This window comes from Pseudomonas sp. CFBP13509 (assembly GCF_005233485.1).
Taxonomy (GTDB): domain Bacteria; phylum Pseudomonadota; class Gammaproteobacteria; order Pseudomonadales; family Pseudomonadaceae; genus Aquipseudomonas; species Aquipseudomonas marginalis.
The window spans coordinates 63,722-83,080 of sequence record NZ_QGAA01000012.1 but is presented as its reverse complement, the minus strand read 5'-3'; the positions used below and the strand labels follow the sequence as shown (position 1 = coordinate 83,080).

13 protein-coding genes are annotated in these 19,359 nt (G+C 59.1%); 2 read left to right on the top strand and 11 right to left on the bottom strand.

The features are described from left to right. Positions 1 to 68 precede the first annotated feature (68 nt). Together PspCFBP13509_RS20275 and PspCFBP13509_RS20270 are read left to right on the top strand one after the other, a co-directional pair. Complete coding sequence (locus tag PspCFBP13509_RS20275; RefSeq protein ID WP_137212595.1) at positions 69 to 1,652, top strand: peptide chain release factor 3; 1,584 nt, start codon at positions 69 to 71, stop codon at positions 1,650 to 1,652. Between the two features lie 132 nt (positions 1,653 to 1,784). Then, on the top strand, positions 1,785 to 2,030 hold the full coding sequence (locus tag PspCFBP13509_RS20270; protein ID WP_065924323.1) for a hypothetical protein: 246 nt from the start codon (positions 1,785 to 1,787) through the stop codon (positions 2,028 to 2,030). 208 nt (positions 2,031 to 2,238) lie between these two features. On the opposite strand, the gene PspCFBP13509_RS20265 is transcribed toward PspCFBP13509_RS20270, so the two are convergent. From PspCFBP13509_RS20265 to PspCFBP13509_RS20215, 11 genes are all read right to left on the bottom strand, one after another. After that, complete coding sequence (locus tag PspCFBP13509_RS20265) at positions 2,239 to 3,210, bottom strand: peptide ABC transporter ATP-binding protein (protein ID WP_017138288.1); 972 nt, start codon at positions 3,208 to 3,210, stop codon at positions 2,239 to 2,241. Next, complete coding sequence (locus PspCFBP13509_RS20260; protein ID WP_137212594.1) at positions 3,210 to 4,178, bottom strand: ABC transporter ATP-binding protein; 969 nt, start codon at positions 4,176 to 4,178, stop codon at positions 3,210 to 3,212. The genes PspCFBP13509_RS20265 and PspCFBP13509_RS20260 overlap by 1 nt, the downstream gene beginning before the upstream one ends. A gap of 10 nt (positions 4,179 to 4,188) precedes the next feature. Next, entirely contained in the window at positions 4,189 to 5,100 is a 912-nt protein-coding gene (locus PspCFBP13509_RS20255) for an ABC transporter permease subunit (protein WP_027604858.1), read from the bottom strand. A 10-nt stretch (positions 5,101 to 5,110) separates the two neighbouring features. Beyond that, positions 5,111 to 6,121: an ABC transporter permease subunit gene (locus PspCFBP13509_RS20250; protein WP_137212592.1), complete on the bottom strand. Its 1,011-nt coding sequence runs from the start codon at positions 6,119 to 6,121 to the stop codon at positions 5,111 to 5,113. Between the two features lie 76 nt (positions 6,122 to 6,197). Beyond that, positions 6,198 to 7,793, bottom strand: a complete 1,596-nt coding sequence (locus PspCFBP13509_RS20245; RefSeq protein WP_027604857.1) for an ABC transporter substrate-binding protein — start codon at positions 7,791 to 7,793, stop codon at positions 6,198 to 6,200. Positions 7,794 to 7,873: 80 nt separating this feature from the next. After that, on the bottom strand, positions 7,874 to 9,271 hold the full coding sequence (locus PspCFBP13509_RS20240; RefSeq protein ID WP_137212591.1) for an OprD family outer membrane porin: 1,398 nt from the start codon (positions 9,269 to 9,271) through the stop codon (positions 7,874 to 7,876). Positions 9,272 to 9,442: 171 nt separating this feature from the next. Further along, on the bottom strand, positions 9,443 to 10,987 hold the full coding sequence (locus PspCFBP13509_RS20235; protein ID WP_370671244.1) for an ABC transporter substrate-binding protein: 1,545 nt from the start codon (positions 10,985 to 10,987) through the stop codon (positions 9,443 to 9,445). A 364-nt stretch (positions 10,988 to 11,351) separates the two neighbouring features. Further along, on the bottom strand, positions 11,352 to 12,980 hold the full coding sequence (locus tag PspCFBP13509_RS20230) for an ABC transporter substrate-binding protein (protein WP_027604854.1): 1,629 nt from the start codon (positions 12,978 to 12,980) through the stop codon (positions 11,352 to 11,354). A 258-nt stretch (positions 12,981 to 13,238) separates the two neighbouring features. Beyond that, positions 13,239 to 14,840 carry an ABC transporter substrate-binding protein gene (locus PspCFBP13509_RS20225; RefSeq protein ID WP_065924318.1) on the bottom strand — a complete coding sequence of 534 codons (1,602 nt, stop codon included), beginning with the start codon at positions 14,838 to 14,840 and terminating at the stop codon, positions 13,239 to 13,241. 95 nt (positions 14,841 to 14,935) lie between these two features. Further along, positions 14,936 to 18,241, bottom strand: a complete 3,306-nt coding sequence (locus PspCFBP13509_RS20220; protein WP_242001085.1) for a dermonecrotic toxin domain-containing protein — start codon at positions 18,239 to 18,241, stop codon at positions 14,936 to 14,938. A 190-nt stretch (positions 18,242 to 18,431) separates the two neighbouring features. Continuing rightward, positions 18,432 to 19,142, bottom strand: coding sequence for an SIMPL domain-containing protein (locus PspCFBP13509_RS20215; RefSeq protein WP_065924316.1), 711 nt, complete (start codon positions 19,140 to 19,142; stop codon positions 18,432 to 18,434). Between the last annotated feature and the right edge of the window lie 217 nt (positions 19,143 to 19,359).

Sequence of the window (19,359 nt, the reverse complement as noted above, 5' to 3'; positions counted from 1 at the left end):
TGGTCCGGCACCTGCGGTTTGCGCTATACTCGCCGCCCTTTTTTGACTCACCTGCCAGGCGATTTCCCATGACCCACCAGGCCGCCGAAGTCGCGAAACGCCGCACTTTCGCCATTATTTCCCACCCCGATGCCGGTAAAACCACCATCACCGAGAAGCTCCTGCTGATGGGCAAGGCGATCGCAGTGGCCGGCACGGTGAAATCGCGCAAATCCGACCGCCATGCCACCTCTGACTGGATGGAAATGGAAAAACAACGGGGTATTTCCATTACCACGTCGGTCATGCAGTTCCCGTATCGCGACCACATGGTCAACCTGCTCGACACCCCGGGCCACGAAGACTTCTCCGAAGACACCTACCGCACCCTGACTGCGGTGGACTCGGCACTGATGGTCCTCGACGGCGGTAAAGGCGTCGAGCCACGTACCATTGCGCTGATGGACGTATGCCGGCTGCGCGACACGCCGATCGTCAGCTTCATCAACAAACTCGACCGCGACATCCGCGACCCGATCGAATTGCTGGATGAAATCGAAGCCGTCCTGAAGATCAAGGCCGCGCCGATCACCTGGCCAATCGGTTGCTATCGCGACTTCAAGGGCGTGTACCACCTGGCCGATGACTACATCATTGTCTACACCGCCGGCCATGGTCACGAACGTACCGATGTGAAAATCATCGAGAAGCTCGACTCCGACGAAGCCCGCGCCCACCTGGGTGACGAGTACGACCGCTTTGTCGACCAACTGGAACTGGTGCAGGGCGCCTGTCACGAGTTCAACCAGCAGGAATTCCTCGACGGCCAGCTGACCCCGGTGTTCTTCGGGACCGCCCTGGGCAACTTCGGTGTCGACCATGTGCTCGACGCTGTCGTGAACTGGGCGCCAAAGCCCCTTGCCCGTGTCGCCAACGAGCGCACCGTGGAACCGGTGGAAGAAAAATTCACCGGCTTCGTGTTCAAGATCCAGGCGAACATGGACCCCAAGCACCGCGACCGTATTGCTTTCATGCGCATCTGCTCGGGCCGCTACGAAAAAGGCATGAAGATGCGCCACGTGCGCACCGGCAAGGACGTGCGCATCGGCGACGCCCTGACGTTCTTCTCCTCCGAGCGTGAACAGCTCGAAGAGGCCTACGCCGGCGACATCATCGGCCTGCACAACCACGGCACCATCCAGATCGGCGACACCTTCACCGAAGGCGAAGCGCTGGGCTTCACCGGTATCCCGCATTTCGCCCCGGAACTGTTCCGCCGCGTGCGCCTGCGTGACCCGCTGAAATCCAAGCAATTGCGCCAAGGCCTGCAGCAACTGGCGGAAGAGGGCGCCACCCAGGTGTTCTTCCCCGAGCGCAGCAACGACATCATCCTCGGCGCCGTGGGTGTGCTGCAGTTCGATGTGGTCGCCAGCCGCTTGAAAGAGGAATACAAGGTCGAATGCTCCTACGAGCCGATCACCGTGTACTCCGCGCGCTGGATCGATTGCAGCGATAAGAAGAAGTTGGAAGAGTTCTCCAACAAGGCTGTGGAAAACCTTGCAGTCGACGGCGGTGGTCACCTGACCTACCTGGCCCCGACCCGGGTCAACCTGGCGCTGATGGAAGAGCGCTGGCCGGATGTGAAATTCCGCGCGACCCGCGAGCACCACTAAGGTCTGAGCGCCGAAAACAAAATGTGGTAGGGGGCTTGCCCCTCCCCACATTTTTTTCTCCACCAGCCGTTAGATTGGCGAGAACCCGGCATCGGGTCTAGCGTTTATCTACCGACTGCAAAGGAGATCACCGTGCGAAATGCTCAACGCGTCATTCCCCTGGTGTTGCTGGCCGTCCTGGGGCTGACGTCCCTTCCGGCACTGGCGGGCGCAGGAGCGCCGCAGTGGAAAGACACCGGCCCGGTCACCAAGAAAAAGCAGAACGAGGTCAACTCCGGCAGTTGGCAACCCCAGGCCCAGCCTGCGCCCAAGGAAGATGCAGAAAACCCCTATAACGAAGGGGAAGACAGCGAAACCTATGACGACGGCGACAGTTAACCGTGGCCAAAAGAAAGCCCCTCCCACCAAGCTGATGCGCAACCTGACGGGAAGGGCTGTAGAACGCTGTATCACTGCTTACACATTTTTAATCTGATGTTCCGTAGCAGCTGCCGAGCCTTGGCGAGGCTGCGTTCGCGGTGTGTCTGACATACCGCTGACGCAGCCTCGCCAAGGCTCGGCAGCTGCTACGTGGCAGATGTTTTACTCAAGCAACGAACTGCTCCGCGTAGTGGCAAGCCACCTGACGGTTATCCAGCGCGCGCAACTGCGGTTCCTCGCTGCTGCAACGTGCCGTCGCATACGGGCAACGCTTGTGGAACGCGCAGCCAGGCGGCGGGTTCAGTGGGTTGGGCAACTCGCCAACGATTTTGATCTTCGGTTTGTTCGGATCCGGATGAATGGTCGGGGTGGCCGAGAGGAGCGCCTGGGTGTACGGATGCAGGGGGCGGGCGTAGATGTCTTCCTTGGGGCCCACTTCCACCGGGCGACCGAGGTACATCACCATCACATCGTCGGCGACGTGCTGCACCACCGCCAGGTTGTGGGAGATGAACACGTAGGCGGTGTTGAATTCCTGCTGCAGGTCCATGAACAGGTTGAGCACCTGGGCCTGGATCGACACGTCCAGCGCCGAGGTGGGTTCATCCGCCACCAGCACTTTCGGTTGCAGCATCATCGCGCGCGCCAGGGCAATGCGCTGACGCTGGCCACCGGAGAACATGTGCGGGTAGCGCTGGTAATGCTCAGGGCGCAGGCCCACTTGCTTCATCATCGCCTGCACTTTCTCGCGGCGTTCGGCGGCGGACAGGTTGGTGTTGATCAGCAGCGGCTCGCCCAGTTGATCACCAACCTTCTGGCGTGGGTTCAACGAGGCATACGGGCTCTGGAACACCATCTGCACGTCTTTGCGCAATTGCTTGCGCTGGGCCTTGTCGGCACCGGCGACTTCCTGGCCGGCGATTTTCAACGAGCCCGAGGATGGCTCTTCAATCAGCGTCAGCGCACGGGCCAGGGTGGATTTGCCGCAACCTGACTCGCCTACAACCGCGAGGGTCTTGCCGGCTTCCAGTTCAAACGACACACCATTAAGCGCGCGTACCAGCGCATGGCCCTTGAACAGGCCACGGGACACTTCGTAATGCCGGGTCAGGTCGCGGGCAGTAAGAACGACGGCCATTACGCCACCTCCTGGTTCAAGGGGTAGAAGCAGCGCGCAAGGCTGTTGCTTTTCGGATCAAGGCTGGGCCGCTGGGCACGGCAGCTTTCCTGCACATACGGGCAGCGTGGCGACAGCAGGCAACCCTGCGGGCGGTCATAGCGGCCGGGCACGATACCCGGCAGCGTGGCCAGGCGCGTGGCGCCGAGGCTGTGCTCGGGGATTGCCTTGAGCAGCGCTTCGCTGTACGGGTGCGCCGGGATATCGAACAACTGCGGCACCTGGCCGACTTCCACGGCTTGTCCGGCGTACATCACGCACACGCGCTGGGCGGTTTCAGCCACCACTGCCAGGTCGTGGGTGATCAGTACCAGGCCCATGTTCTGCTCTTTTTGCAGGGCCAGGAGCAGGTCCATGATTTGCGCTTGAATGGTGACGTCCAACGCCGTGGTCGGTTCGTCGGCGATCAGCAGTTTCGGCTCGCCGGCAATCGCCATGGCGATTGCCACACGCTGGCTCATACCGCCGGACAACTGGTGCGGGTAGGCGTCCATACGGCTGGCGGCGCCTGGGATCTCGACTTTTTCCAACAGCTCGATGGCGCGCTTGCGGGCTTGCTTGCCGGACATTTTCAGGTGCAGGCGCAGCACTTCTTCGATCTGGAAACCCACGGTGTAGCTAGGGTTCAGCGCGGTCATCGGGTCCTGGAACACCATCGCCAGGTCTTTGCCGACGATCTGGCGGCGCTGGCGGTTGCTCAGCTTGAGCATGTCCTTGCCGTCGAAGTTCAGGGCGTCGGCGGTTACGATGCCAGGGTGCTCGATCAGCCCCATCAGCGCCATCATGGTCACGGATTTACCCGAGCCCGACTCGCCAACGATGGCCAGGACTTCGCCCTTGTCGACGGCAATATCGAGGCCATCGACCACCGGCACGGCGGTCTTGTCGCCGAAGCGGACGTTGAGATTCTTGATTTCTAACAGTGACATGGGAATCTCCTCAGGCGGCGTTCTTGAGTTTCGGGTCCAGCGCGTCGCGCAGGCCGTCACCCATCAAGTTGATTGCCAGCACGCTGAGCAAAATGGTCAGGCCAGGCAGGCTCACCACCCACCAGGCACGTTCGATGTAGTCACGGGCCGAAGCCAGCATGGTGCCCCACTCGGGGGTTGGCGGTTGTACGCCAAGGCCAAGGAAGCCCAGGGCCGCGGCATCGAGGATCGCCGAAGAGAAACTCAGGGTCGCCTGCACGATCAGCGGTGCCATGCAGTTAGGCAGAACGGTGATGAACATCAGGCGGGGCAGGCCGGCACCGGCGAGGCGGGCGGCAGTCACGTAGTCACGGTTCAGCTCGCCCATCACCGCAGCGCGGGTCAGACGTACGTAGGAAGGCAGCGACACGATGGCGATGGCGATCACGGTGTTGATCAGGCCAGGGCCGAGGATCGCGACAATGGCGACAGCCAGCAGCAGCGAGGGCAGGGCCAGCATGATGTCCATCAGGCGCATGATGGTCGGCCCGAGCAGGCGCGGGAAGAAGCCGGCGAACAGGCCCAGCAGGATGCCCGGGATCAGCGACATCACTACCGACGACAAGCCGATCAGCAACGAGAGGCGCGAGCCCTGGATCAGACGCGAGAGCAGGTCGCGGCCCAGCTCATCGGTGCCGAGCAGGAACTGGATCTGCCCGCCTTCCAGCCACGACGGTGGGGTCAGCAGGAAATCGCGGTATTGCTCGCTGGGGTTATGCGGTGCCACCCAGGGGGCGAAGATCGCGCAGAACACGATCAGCAACATGAACAGCAGGCCGGCAACCGCGCCCTTGTTCTTGGAAAAGGCTTGCCAGAATTCTTTGTACGGCGACGGGTACAGCAGGCTTTGATCGACTGCTGACACTTGAGTAGGTGTGGTCATGGTCATGATCTCAGCGCTGGTGACGGATGCGTGGGTTGGCGAAGCCGTAGAGGATGTCCACCACGAAATTCACCAGGATCACCAGACAGGCGATCAGCAGGATGCCGTTTTGCACCACCGGGTAGTCCCGCGCGCCGATGGCTTCGATCAGCCATTTGCCGATGCCGGGCCACGAGAAGATGGTTTCGGTCAGGACCGCACCGGCCAGCAGGGTGCCGACTTGCAGGCCGACCACGGTGAGTACCGGGATCAGCGCGTTACGCAGGCCGTGCACGAACACCACGCGCGCCGGCGACAGGCCCTTGGCCTTGGCGGTGCGGATGTAGTCTTCGCGCAGCACCTCGAGCATGGATGAACGGGTCATCCGCGCGATCACTGCCAACGGGATGGTGCCGAGCACGATGGCCGGCAGGATCAGGTGGTGCAGCGCATCCCAGAACGCGTCCGGCTCGTCAGCCAGCAGGGTGTCGATCAGCATGAAGCCGGTGCGCGGCTCGATGTCGTAGAGCAGGTCTATTCGCCCGGAAACCGGGGTCCAGCCCAGGCTCACCGAGAAGAACATGATCAGGATCAGGCCCCACCAGAAGATCGGCATCGAATAGCCCGCCAGGGAGATGCCCATCACCCCATGGTCGAACAGGGATCCTCGCTTGAGTGCCGCGATCACCCCGGCCAACAGGCCCAGGACGCCGGCGAACAGCAGGGCGGCCATGGACAGTTCCAGGGTCGCCGGGAAGAGGGCGGTGAACTCGGTCCACACGCTGGTGCGGGTACGCAGGGATTCGCCAAGGTCGCCGTGGGCGAGCTTGCCGACGTAGTCCAGGTATTGCGCGTACAGCGGCTTGTTAAGGCCAAGGCGTTCCATTGCCTGTGCGTGCATCTCGGGGTCGACGCGCCGCTCGCCCATCATGACTTCGACAGGGTCGCCAGGGATCATGCGTATCAACGCAAACGTGAGCAACGTGATGCCGAAAAACGTGGGGATCAATAACCCCAGTCGGCGGGCAATAAAACTAAACATCTTGTGGTGTACCTCAATCAGCCGGTTAGGCAGGTTCGGCACCGTCCTGGTGGGCGGTGCCGAGCGTTTCTCTTATTTACTTCACCTGGGTGGTGGCGAAGTTATTGTTCGTCAGAGGGCTTTGGGTATAACCCTCGACGTTCTTGCGCATGGCGGTGAACATTTTCGGGTACGCCATGGGAATCCACGGTTGGTCCTTGTCGAAAACCTCCAGGGCTTGTTGATAGAGTGCGGCCCGCTGCTGGGGTTCAGCGTCGGCGCGGGCCTTATCGATCAAGTCCTGAAACTCTTTGTTACACCAGCGGGCGTAGTTTTCGCCGTTTTTCGCTGCATCGCAACTCAGGTTCGGCGTAAGGAAGTTATCCGGATCGCCGTTGTCACCGGCCCAGCCGGCGGAAACCATGTCGTGCTCGCCGGCTTTGGCGCGCTTGAGCATCTCGCCCCATTCCATGACCTTGATGTTCACTTTCAGGCCGATCTGCGCCAGATCCGCCTGCATGCGCTGGGCGCCGAGCATCGGGTTGGGGTTGGTCGGGCCACCGCCGTTACGGGTAAACAGGGTGAACTCGGTGCCTTCCGGTACACCGGCTTCCTTGAGCAGGGCACGGGCCTTGTCCAGGTCGCGTTCAGGGTTTTTCAGCTTATCGTTGAAGCCCAGCAGGGTCGGCGGATACGGCCCGGTGGCGTCCACGGCGTTGCCTTTGCCATACAGGGATTCGTTGTAGCCTTTCTTGTCGAACGCGATGTTGATCGCGTGACGCACCCGCGCGTCGCTCATGTACTTGTGGGTGGTGTTCAGGGCGGTGTATGCGGTGGTCATCGCCGCCAGTTCGGCGACCTTCAGGTTTGGGTCTTTCTTGATGCTGGGAAGGTCGTCGGGCTTGGGATACAGCGCGATCTGGCATTCGTTGGCCTTGAGCTTCTGCAGGCGCACGTTGTTGTCGACCGCAATGGCCAGGATCAACGGATCGGCCGGAGGCTTGCCACGGAAGTACTCCGGGTTGGCCTTGAAGCGCACCTGAGCGTCCTTCTGGTAGCGTGTGAAAATGAACGGGCCGGTGCCGATCGGCTTGCTGTTGAGCTCTTCGGTCTTGCCGGCGGCGAGTAGCTTGTCGGCGTATTCGGCGGAGTGGATGGCGGTGAACGGCATCGCGACATCGGCCAGGAACGGTGCCTCAGGGCGGGTCAGAGTGAAGACCACGGTATGGTCATCGGTCTTCTCCACGCTCTTGAGCAGTTCCTTGAAGCCCATGCTTTCAAAGTACGGGTAGCCCACGCTGGATTTGTTGTGCCACGGGTGTTTCGGGTCCAGTTGGCGCTGAAAGCTCCAGAGCACGTCGTCGGCATTCATGTTGCGCGTGGGTTTGAAGTAGTCGGTGGTGTGGAACTTGACGTCGTCGCGCAGATGAAAGGTATAGGTCAGGCCGTCGTCACTGATTTCCCAGGAAGTGGCGAGCGCTGGCACGATCTCGGTGGTGCCGGGCTTGAAGTCCACCAGGCGGTTGAACATGGTTTCGGCGGCGGCATCGGCGGTGACGGCCGTGGTGTACAGGACCGGGTCAAAACCCTCCGGGCTGGCTTCGGTGCAGACCACCAGGGGTTTGGCCGATACGCCGATAGCCACGCTTAACAGCGCAGCGGCAACGGCAGCTTGTAGCGGGAGCATTTTCATTCAGAGCCCTCTGCAATCGATGGGACCAGACAAGCGTAGACGGCAGGCTCGTCCTGAGCCTGCCGTCTACCTGGTGCTAGTTAAAGAATGTTGAACGGGATGGTGGTGACCAGGCGGAACTCTTTGATGCTGCCGTCGGACTGGAACTCGCTGCCGCGGTGCTCAACGTAGGTTGCTCGCACAGTGGTGGCCTTGAGCGCGCCGCTCTGGATCGCATAAGAGGCGCCTACACCGTATTCCTGGTGTTTTTCGCCGTCTTGTTTCTGGATGCCGTCGTAGGCGAACTTGGCACGGCCATTGTTGCCGGTGTAGTGGGTACCGTCGATGTCCCAGCCGCGGGCCGAGTAGGCGTTGAACTTCAAGCCTGGCACACCGTATTCGGCCATGTTGATGGCGTAGGCGATCTGGAAGGACTTCTCGTTCGGGCCGTTGAAGTCCGAGGTCAGGGAGTTAGCCAGGTAGATGCCGTTGGTTTCGTGCAGGTAGTCGAAGTACTCGTTGCCGTTCACTTGCTGGTACGCGAAGGTCAGGCTGTGTGCCTGGTGAGCCAGGCCCAGGGACAGGGAGTAGGTATCGTTGTCGATTTCCCCCATCTCTTTTTTGCCTTCATCGACAGTTTTGTAGTAGTTGAAACCGGTGGTCAGTGCCAGTTGCTGGGCGTCGCCCAACTCGTGGGTTGCGCCGAAGTAGTACTGGTTCCAGAAGTCTTTTACGTTGGCGGCGAAGAAGCTGGTTTTCAGGCTTTTCAACGGCTGGTAGTTCACGCCCAGGGTCGATACCTTGTCGGTTTCCTGGGTGCCGTTGCCGTATTCGCTACGGAATTTCGACAGGCTTTGTTCGGTACGTGGCGAAACGCGATCGAAGATACCGCCCTGGAACGACAGGTTGCTGAACTCTTCGCTATTGAAGCTCACACCTTCGAAGCTCGATGGCAAAGCACGGTTGCCGATGGTGTCGACGATGCCGCTGCTGAAGTTCTGGCGACCTGCGGTCAAGGTTGTGTTGGACACGCGGAACTGCACGTTGGCCAGGCCTAGTTTGCTCCATTGATCGACTGCATCACCGTTGGAATCGGCCAGGGTGCGGTTGGAACCGCCTTTGATATCACGCTTGCTGCGGTCCAGGACCAGGGCGTTGTACACCGCCAATTCGGTCTTGACGCCTACAGTGCCCTGGGTGAAGCCCGAGCTGGCGTTGATGATGGTGCCCTGTACCCAGTTGGTGCGGTTACGGTCGGTACGGGTTACGCCGTGTTTCTCGTATTCGAAGGTGCCGCCACGGTATTTGCTTTCATGGGAGTACCAGTTACGGGTGGTGCCGCCCAGGCTGAAATCTTCGACAAAACCTTTGGCCTCGCTTTGGGCGCTGGTCCCGGCCAGGGTGGTTGGAACAAAATCCTGGCTTGCGGATTCAGCATAGGCGGTGGCCGTGATGCTGCTGATGGCCAAGGCCAGAAGCGCTGTGCTGCTCAGTTTCATGGGTTGAAGCTCCTTTGGTTCTCTTTTTAATGCCGGTCTTTTTTGGTGATCCGGCTATTGGGTGTGTAACTCGATCAAGCTGTTGCAAACGTTTGCTGTAGGAAAAATCCCAACAAAAGGCTGCGCGTTTGCGAGAGAGCCAACTTCGCTCCCTGCAATCCGGTTATTTTCTTATGGGGTAATGCTGACGCCCGAGAACACGTTGCGGCCGAACGGGCTTACTTTGAAGCCTTCGACTTTGGCGCTTAACGGCTGGTTGACCGTCGAGTGGGCGACGGGTGTGATCGGCACCTGCTGCTTGAGCAGTTGTTGCGCCTGTTTGTACAGAACAGTCCTTTGTTCGCGGTCGGTCACGACCTTGGCTTGCTTGATCAGCTTGTCGTACGCCGGGTCACACCACATGGAGTAGTTGTTCCCGCCGATGGCGTCGCAGCTGTAGAGGGTGCCCAGCCAGTTGTCCGGATCGCCGTTGTCGCCGGTCCAGCCGATCAGGCTGACATCGTGCTCACCGTTCTTGGTGCGCTTGATGTATTCGCCCCACTCGTAGCTGACGATCTTGACCTTGAGGCCGATCCTGGCCCAGTCGCTTTGCAGCATCTCGGCCATCAGCTTGGCGTTGGGGTTGTACGGCCGTTGCACCGGCATCGCCCACAGGGTGATCTCGGTACCTTCCTTCACGCCGGCGGCCTTGAGCAGTTCCTTGGCTTTTTCCGGGTTGTAGGCGGCGTCCTTGATGCTGTCGTCGTAGGACCATTGGGTCGGCGGCATGGCATTGACTGCCAACTGCCCCGCGCCCTGGTACACGGCGTTCAAGATGCTCTGCTTGTTCACCGCCATGTCCAGCGCCTGGCGCACTTCGAGCTGGTCGAACGGCTTGTGGCGCACGTTGTAGGCGATGTAGCCCAAGTTGAAGCCCGGCTTGGTCAGCAATTGCAGGTTCGGGTCGGCCTTGAGCGCGTCGACGTCGGCCGGGCGCGGGTGCAGGGTGACCTGGCATTCGCCGGCCTTGAGTTTTTGCACGCGTACCGAGGCGTCGGTGTTGATGGCAAAAATCAGTTGGTCCAGCTTGACCTTGCTCGGGTCCCAGTACTGTTTGTTGCCCACATAGCGGATCTGCGAGTCTTTCTGATAGCGCTGGAAGACAAAGGGACCAGTGCCGATCGGCTTCTGGTTGATGTCGCTGGGCTTGCCTTCCTTGAGCAACTGCTCGGCGTATTCGGCCGACAGGATGGCGGCAAAGCTCATGGCGATGTTCTGCACGAACGCAGCGTCGACCGAGTTCAGCGTCATCACCACGGTATGCGGGTCGGTTTTCTCGACCTTGGCGATGTTCTTGTTCAGGCTCATCCCGTTGAAATACGGAAACTCGGTGGGGTAGGCCTTGCGAAACGGGTGGTCGGGGTCAAGCATGCGATTGAAGGTGAACAGCACGTCGTCGGCGTTGAAATCCCGCGTCGGCTTGAATTCCTTGTTGCTGTGGAATTTCACCCCTTCACGCAGGTGAAAGGTGTAGGTCAGGCCGTCTTCGGAAATATCCCACTTGGTCGCCAGTCCAGGTACGACGTTGGTCGCTCCCTTTTCAAACTCAACCAGGCGGTTGTACAGCGGCTCGGCCACATCGTTATCGGTGGCGGTGGTGTACTGCGCGGTGTCGAACCCTGCCGGGCTGCCTTCAGAGCAGAACACCAGGCTCTTCTTGTCGGCCGCCTGGCCCATCGTGGCTACAGCCAGCAGGCTGGTGCCAAAAATTGCGGATAGAACGGTGGTATGGCGCATGACGATCCCGATCCTTGTTTGTAGTTGTCATCAGCAAGCAATCACCCTGGCGTAGTGCCAGGGGGACATTACTGATCCCACACACAGCAAGTGCCTTTCCCAGGTTGGAGCCTCTGCTGTCCTACGACGGTATGGGTCGCGGACTGCGCAGTAAATGCGCCAAATTGGACTGACCTTGTAGGCAAAAGAGCTACTTGTCGCAGTTCGCAGCTGTAGGAAGCGGCGATTGCGAGCGTGGTCTATTTCCTACGGTCGAGGCGGATGCAATAACGGCGACGTTATGAAACGTCGCCGTCATTGGTCCTTACTTGCCGCTTACGCTCACGCCATAGAAGGAGTTCAGGCCAAACGGGCTGATCTTGAAGTCCTGTACGGTGTTGCGCATGGGTTGATACACCGTCGAGTGCGCGATAGGTGTCATCGGGACTGCATCTTTGAGGATATGTTGCGCCTGCTTATACAGCTCGGTGCGTTTGGCGACGTCCGACGTAGCCTTGGCTTCTTTCACGACGCCGTCGAATTTCTTGTCGCACCACTTGGAGAAGTTGTTACCGGCCAGGGAGTCGCAGCCGAACAGCACGTTCAGCCAGTTGTCCGGGTCACCATTGTCGCCGCTCCAGCCAATGATCATGGCCTGGTTCTCGCCGCCTTTGGAGCGCTTGATGTACTCGCCCCACTCGTAGCTGGTGATCTTGACCTTCAGGCCGATCTTGGACCAGTCGTTTTGCAGCATTTCGGCCATCAGCTTGGCGTTCGGGTTGTACGGACGCTGAACCGGCATCGCCCACAGAACGATCTCGGTACCTTCCTTGACACCCGCTTCCTTGAGCAGCGCCTTGGCTTTCTCGGGATCGTACTTGGCGTCCTTGATGGTGGTGTCGTAGGACCATTGGGTTGGCGGCATGGCGTTGACCGCCAGTTGGCCTGCACCCTGGTAGACGGAGTCGATGATCTGCTGCTTGTTCACCGACATGTCCAGCGCCTGGCGTACGCGCAGGTCAGCCAGTGGGTTGGGCTGGTCGCTGCCCTTGACCTTGTCCATGACGTTGTAGGCGACATAGCCCAGGTTGAAGCCGGCCTGGTGCGGCAGTTTCAGGTCCTTGTCTTCACCCAGCGCCTTGAGGTCGGCCGGACGTGGGAACAAGGTGATCTGGCACTCGTTTTTCTTCAGCTTCTGGATACGCACCGACGGATCGGTGGTGATGGCGAAGATCAGGTTATCGATCTTCACGTCCTCAGGTTTCCAGTAGTCCTTGTTACCGGTGTAGCGAATGTTCGAGTCTTTCTGGTAGCTCTTGAATACGAACGGGCCAGTGCCGATTGGCTTCTGGTTGATGTCCTGAGGCGTGCCATTCTTCAGCAACTGGGCGGCATATTCGGCCGACTGGATCGACGCGAAGCTCATCGCCAGGTTCTGGATGAACGCGGCGTCCACGGTGCCAAGGGTGAACTTGACGGTGTGGGCATCGACCTTCTCGATGTTCTTGATGTTGGTGTCCATCCCCATGTCCGTGAAGTACGGGAACTCGGTGGGGTAGGCCTTACGGAATGGATCGTCTTTGTTGATCATCCGGTTGAAGGTGAACAGGACGTCGTCAGCCGAGAATTCACGAGTCGGCTTGAAGTACGGGGTGGTATGGAACTTGACGCCTTCGCGCAGGTGGAAGGTGTAGGTCAGGCCATCCGGGGACACGTCCCAGCTGGTGGCCAGGCCAGGAACAACGGCGGTGCCGCCTCGTTCAAACTGGCTCAGGCGGTTGAACATGGTTTCGGCCGAGGCATCGAAGTCTGTTCCGGTGGTGTACTGGCCTGGGTCGAAACCGGCCGGGCTCCCTTCGGAGCAGAACACCAGGTTAGTCGCCGCTTGGGCGAATGGGGCCGCGGCCATAAGGCCAGCGCTCACTAATAACGGAAGGACTGCGTGTTTAAGCATGTTGGCCTCATGATTTGTTGTCATTTTTGGTGGTGAGGGCGACCTCGTGAGTCGGCCTGCGGATACTTATGCAGGCGCCATACCCATTGCAAGATGCTGAACCGTTGCAAGGCGGAAAGAGTGGTACGAACGTACAGGAATGTCGCAATTATGAAAGTTTTGACATATTTGAGCTTATTTATAGGTTTTTTTCGGTGCAGGAGGTGCACCAGGAAGGGTCAACCGAGGCGTCTGGCGCACTCGGTTGGGGCATTGCTGTTACTTATCTAGACTCACGCCGTAGAACGGTGTCAGCCCAAAGGGGCTGATCTTGAAGTCCTTCACTTCCTTGCGCAGGGGTTGGAAAACCGTCGAGTTTGCAATAGGTGTTATAGGTACTTGTTCTTTAAGGATTTTCTGTGCCTGCTGATACCACTTGATGCGTTGCTCGCGGTCGCTGCTGACCTTGGCCTGCTGCACCAGTTTGTCGTACGCCGGGTTACACCATTTGGCGTAGTTGCTGCCCTTGACCGCGGCACAACTGTAGAGCACGCCGAGCCAGTTATCCGGGTCGCCGTTGTCGCCGGTCCAGCCATAAATCATCGCATCGTGCTCGCCATTTTTGGCGCGCTTGATGTATTCGCCCCACTCATAGCTGACGATATTGGCCTTGATGCCGACTTTTTCCCAATCCTGCTGGATCATCTGGGCCGACATGCGCGCGTTCGGGTTGGAAGCGCGCTGGACGGTCATTGCCCACAGGTTGATGGTGGTGCCCGGTGCAACCCCTGCTTCTTTTAGTAGCGCGCGGGCCTTGGTCGGATCGTGCGGGGCATCCTTGATGGAGGGGTCATAAGACCACTGCGCCGGTGGCAGTGCGTTCTGCGCCAATTGTCCGGCGCCCTGGTACACCGCCTTGATGATCGCCGGCTTGTCGATGGCCATGTCCAGGGCCTGGCGGACCTTGAGCTGGTCCAGCGGTGGGTGGGTCACGTTGTAGGCCAGGAAGCCCAGGTTGAAACCGGCTTGCTGCAGCACGCGCAGGTTGGGGTCCTGCTTCATCACCTCGATATCCGACGGGCGCGGGTAGCCGCTGACCTGGCATTCGCCGGCCTTGAGTTTTTGCAGGCGCGACGCAGCGTCCGGGGTGATGGCGAACACCAGGTTGTCGAGTTTCACATCCTCGGGCTTCCAGTACTGTTTATTGGCCACGTAGCGAATCTGCGAGTCCTTCTGGTAGCGCTTGAACACAAACGGCCCGGTGCCCACCGGCTTCTGGTTGATGTCTTCGGCCTTGCCTTCTTTCATTAGCTGGGCGGCATACTCGGCCGATTGCACGGAGGCGAAACTCATGGCCAGGTTCTGCACGAACGAGGCATCGACGTTGTTCAGGTTGAAACGCACGGTGTGCCCGTCGAGTTTGTCGACGCTCTTGATCGTGGTGTTCAGGCCCATGTCGGTGAAGTACGGCGATTCGGAAGGGTAGGCCTTGCGGAACGGGCTCTCGGCATCCAGCAGGCGATTGAAGGTAAACAGCACGTCATCCGCATTGAAGTCGCGGGTCGGCGTGAAGAAATCGGTGGTGTGGAACTTGACCCCGTCGCGCAGGTGGAAGGTGTAGGTCAGACCATCCTTGGACACCTCCCAGCTTGTGGCCAGGCCCGGTTCGACTTCAGTGCCGCCACGCTTGAATTGGGTCAGGCGGTTGAACACGGTTTCGGCGGACGCATCGAAGTCGGTGCCGCTGGTGTACTGGCTGGGGTCGAAGCCGGCGGGGCTGGCTTCGGAGCAGTAGACCAGGGTACTGGCCGCGTGGGCCGTCGGCATGAAGGCCAGCAGGCCGGCGGCGAGAAGCAGTGGTTTGAAGGCGATTCTTTCCATGGAGACCTCTGAAGTGGCAGTGAGGTAACGCTGCCCGAACGAAAACGGCGGTAACCGAGGTTACCGCCGTTCTGGTTTTTGAGGTAGCCGCAGGGCTAGTTCTGGTCGGTGATAATCGACGTCCTCAGGGTGAATGGCGCGCTTTTATCGATGGCGTATGGATTTGCCGCTTCTTCCAGGTCGTTGCTTTCTCGAATGTGGAACGTTCGCCCCGTGGCGGCGGCGGTATTGGGAATGGGGGCAGCATCTTTGTCCAGATCGAGCAATGTCATTTGGGCTCCGACGGTGACCTGCGCCTCTTTAGTTGTCGGGTCATAGGTGACGATGTAATGGGTGTCCTTGCCTTTGAAACCGACGTGTTCTTGGAGTTGATTCATTTTCAGCTCCACCGATGCTGGGGCGACACTGCCCTGATGAGCGACTTCGGATATGCGCGAGCGCATGTTCGCGTCGGGGATTGCCTCCTCGAACTGCTGCAAGCGCCTACGCAGTGTTTCGCCATCGGCAGTTCCTGTGGCATCCAGTTCAAAAGTGGTGTGCCCTTCGGGCTGCTTTATCCGAACGGTATAACGGTCACGGTTCAGGTCTTTTATAAAGTTTGGCGAATAGTCAGTTGAGCCATATTCGTTGGGTTGCGCCCTTTCGTCGGGGAAAACTTCGAAGCTGTTTTCCTCGACGGTCCAGGACACCGTGAGTTTTCTTTTGAGGACTCCCGCCTCTTCAAGGTTGTTCACCGATTGCTGGTAGGCAGTGTTGCTGTTGTATTTAAAGATCTCATCAAACTTATCGGCACCACTGGTCTTGGGGTCGCCCAGGATTTCGAAGCCGTCTGAAAGTTTTGGCTCTACTTTGAGGTCGTTGCTGGGGTTCGGCGAAGGCTCGCGCTGCCACGGCCACTTGGCTCCGCCATCGGTTTTCATGCGGACCCAGTCGCCCTCGCCGTTAGCGTGCACCGTCATTACCGGCTTACCCGTACCGGGGTCAATGATCTGTACATAGTCATTGCTCAGTTTGAAGTCGCCTTTTATCTCAAACACCTGGCGAATACCTGTCTCGTCGGTATAGCGAATAAACCATTGGTCCAGGCCGGTTGTTGCATCCTTGACCTGGTAAATGCCCTTCGCGTTGCGTACGGCCCTTTCAATGAGCTGCTCACCGTTCGGTACACCATATTGGGTAATGTTGCCCGCTTGGCTGGGCTGCAGGCGGTTACTGCCAGGCAGGGCTCGTGGGCGTTCAATCCACGGGGACTCGTCTGGGGTGGGCGTGAGCGGTTTTTCTCCAGGGGGAATGAAGGGGTCTTCAGCCGAGCCACTGGCGCCCACCGAGAACAGCGTATTCAGCAAGCCATCGAATGCCTTCGATGCACCGTCATTGCGTTCGGCCAGGGTATCGCCGGAGGCTTGTTTTTCCGCCCCAAGCGCCAATTCGGTCAACCCGGTAGCCACAGCGGCGACGGCCACCGGGGCGGCAATAGGCGCCAGCTTTGCCAGCAGGCCCGCCGCCACGGTGATGTCGTTAAGCCAAGTGTCCCGCGTCACCTCGCTGTTGGACTTGATCATTACGTCGGCATCACTGGTCATGCGCTCTTTACTGGCGGACGTCATCGCAGAGAAGACGTCACCCTTGAGGTGTGAGCCGTCACCATTGAACGTCGGGTCTGTCAGTTTTCCATTGGCGAGTTTTTCGAAAGTGCTGTCCAGACCTTCGGTTTTGCTGCCCACGTTGGTAAACCACAATACGGGCATAAACACTTTCGCCAGTTTTTCAATAGTGCCGTGCTCGTGGTCCTGGCGGGCGATCAGTGGGAAATGAGTCATCAAGGATTCGCGCTTTTTCGGGTCCTTGGTTTGGTCGATCACCCATTGATCCAGTTTTTCCAGGGAATCGAACCGCAGAAATGCGGGTTCCGAGCCAGGGATGTAGAGGACCTGGCGGCCACCGTCGGCAGCGCTGAAGCGCACAATATCGTTGGACAAGAAGCCTTTGATATTGAAGGCGTGGGCCTGGACCGCACCTTTTACAGGGGCCTCGGCCTTGAGCTGTTCGACGTTGATCGGTGCATTTTCGTCGAGCGGAAGATTGGACGCCGCGCCCATGACCAAGCGGTAGTCCTCCCGCGTGAACCGATACTCGGGCGCTTGCAGCGCTTGCTCGGCCGGCGGCCTGGCGGCGGCTGTCTTCAGTTGTTTTCGGGCCTGGTAGGCAAACTCGCCTTTGATCGCCGTCTGGTAGTCATTGCTGTGGGTGTTCCAGAAGTCGTCGATTTTTTGTGTCATGACCGATTGGAAGTCGGTTTTCCAACTCGTATGCATAAGCACCGAAGGGGCCAGCGGGAATTGGTTATGCGCACCGTACCCCCCGGTTTCACTTTTACCGGGGCCGTCTATATATAAACCGGCTTGCGAGTCCAGATTGCCGGGGACCCAGTCGTTTTCAGAGAAGTTTTTCAGCAGTGCATCCGGCAGGCGCAGAGAGGCGGTCGGCTCCTCGCCCTTATGCTCCCAGCCGGTAGCTGTTGAAGCGCTTTGCGAGCCATTGAAACGGTTCAAGTAAAGTGTATCGGCATCCACATGTTTGCCCGTCAGGTTGAAAATGACGGACTCCGCCCATTGTTTTGCTTGTGCACGTACGTTTGGCAGTGTCTCGGCAACCTCCACTGCCAGATGCTTGTAGGCCAATGCCTGAGGTGCATGGGTGTAGAACGTTTCGGCACTGAGCTTGAGTTGTTCAAGGGCTTGCGCCGAGCGCTGGTTGGCTGGGCGTACGGGATCATCCGGCGGGATGGGGTCGAAGGCTTTGTTGTGTTCCAGTCGCCTGATTTGTGTCCGCGCCTCGGCCAGTGATGTGGGAAGGCGCTCACCCTGGAAGTTGGCTACCAGCCCTGCGCGTACTTGAATGTAGTCTTCGCCAAAGCGTACCTGCAACTTCTCAACAGTTCCCGGCGCAATGATTTTGGCCGCCTCAAGAAGCGGGCGGCTGACTTGGCCCCAACCGGAGTTGTCCGTGAGGGAGAACGTTTTCATGTTTCCGTCCGCCATGGCAGTCAGAGTGCCCGTGCGGGGGTTGACGGTTAAAAGCGTGTTCTGGTCGATCTTCTGGTCGCGCATCCAACCTTGAACCACTGGGTGCTGCAACTGCGCCCGATAGACTTCGAGCCACTGGCCCAAATTGCTCTCGGGGGGGACTTTTATAAGCCCGGGATTGTTGCCCAGTACTTTGCTTTGCACCGCTGCCAGGTATTCGTTAAGCAGCGCTGTTTCGTGAGGGGAGGTGGACGGGCCAGGCGTATCTTGTGACGCCCGCGTGACGGCTGATTCGCTGTTGTTTATCGGCCCGCTTGAAACAGGGTCGATGTATTGCCGAATAGGGGAGGTGGTTTTGCTTGAAGGTGCGTACATGGTTTCAGTTCTCGTGAAGTGAATAAGTACTGCCACAGCACTCCCTGTTAGCGTGGGCACTCTTTGCGTAACGAAAACCGGGTGCTTGATTCCGCCGAATATGCCGCTGGATATGACGAGGTCGTGTGGAACAAGCGCAAAAAAAGGCGCAAGCCGTGAGGGCTGCGCCTTTGTTTTGTCGAAACCGGGGTTATTGCAACACTTCGATCACCCCATCGGCACTCATGCTCACCTGGCTGGTACCGGCTTCTACTTCTGGTGCCGGCGCCGAATCCATCATGGCGGCTTTCATCATCATCCCTCCACGTGCATAGGGCTGTGGATAACCATTGGTGTTGAAGTTCAGGTTGACGATCTTGTAGCCCTTGCCGCCCAGCGCATCGGTGGCCAGTTGCGCGCGTGCTTTAAACGCGGCGACCGCGTCCTTGAGCAGGGCGTCTTCGCTGGCCTTGCGCGTGGTGTCGGCGATGGCGAAGTCCATGTTTTCCATTTTCAGGGTATTGAGCAACTCGCCGGTGAGTTTGGACAGCGCCGGGAAGTCCGCGCTTTCCAGGCGCAGTTCGGCGCGCTCGCGCCAGCCGGTGATCTTCTGGTTCTTGTTGTCGTAGATCGGGTAGCTGTTACGGCTGCCCTGGCGCAAGATCACGCCTTGGACTTCGCGCGCCTGGCCCAGGGCCGTGTTCATGGTGGTGGTGATTTCGGCGGCGAGCTTGGCCGGGTCGGTGTTCTGGGACTCGGTGTAGAGGGTGACGATCATCTTGTCGCGGGCCACTTCCTGGCTGACCTCGGCGCGCAGGGAAATCTGGTTGTAATTCAGTGCATCGGCGGCCAGTGCCGGAAGGCTGGCCAGGGCGCTGGCGCTGAGGGTGAGAACAACTGCACTGCGAGTGAAACGAGACATGGAAGCTCCTTAGGGTGTTCGTATCGGTATGACTGTAGACGGTGGTGTCGGGTTCTTCGGGTTTACGAATTAGAAAAAAAGCTTCAAGCGGCAAGCTGCAAGTTAGCGGCGAAGAGGTTTCTTGCAGCTTTTGACTTGGGGCTTGCTGCTGCGGCGCCCATGCGTCAAAGAGCCACACACCCAATGCCCGAGGCGCCGCTTCGTTTATACTCCTGCC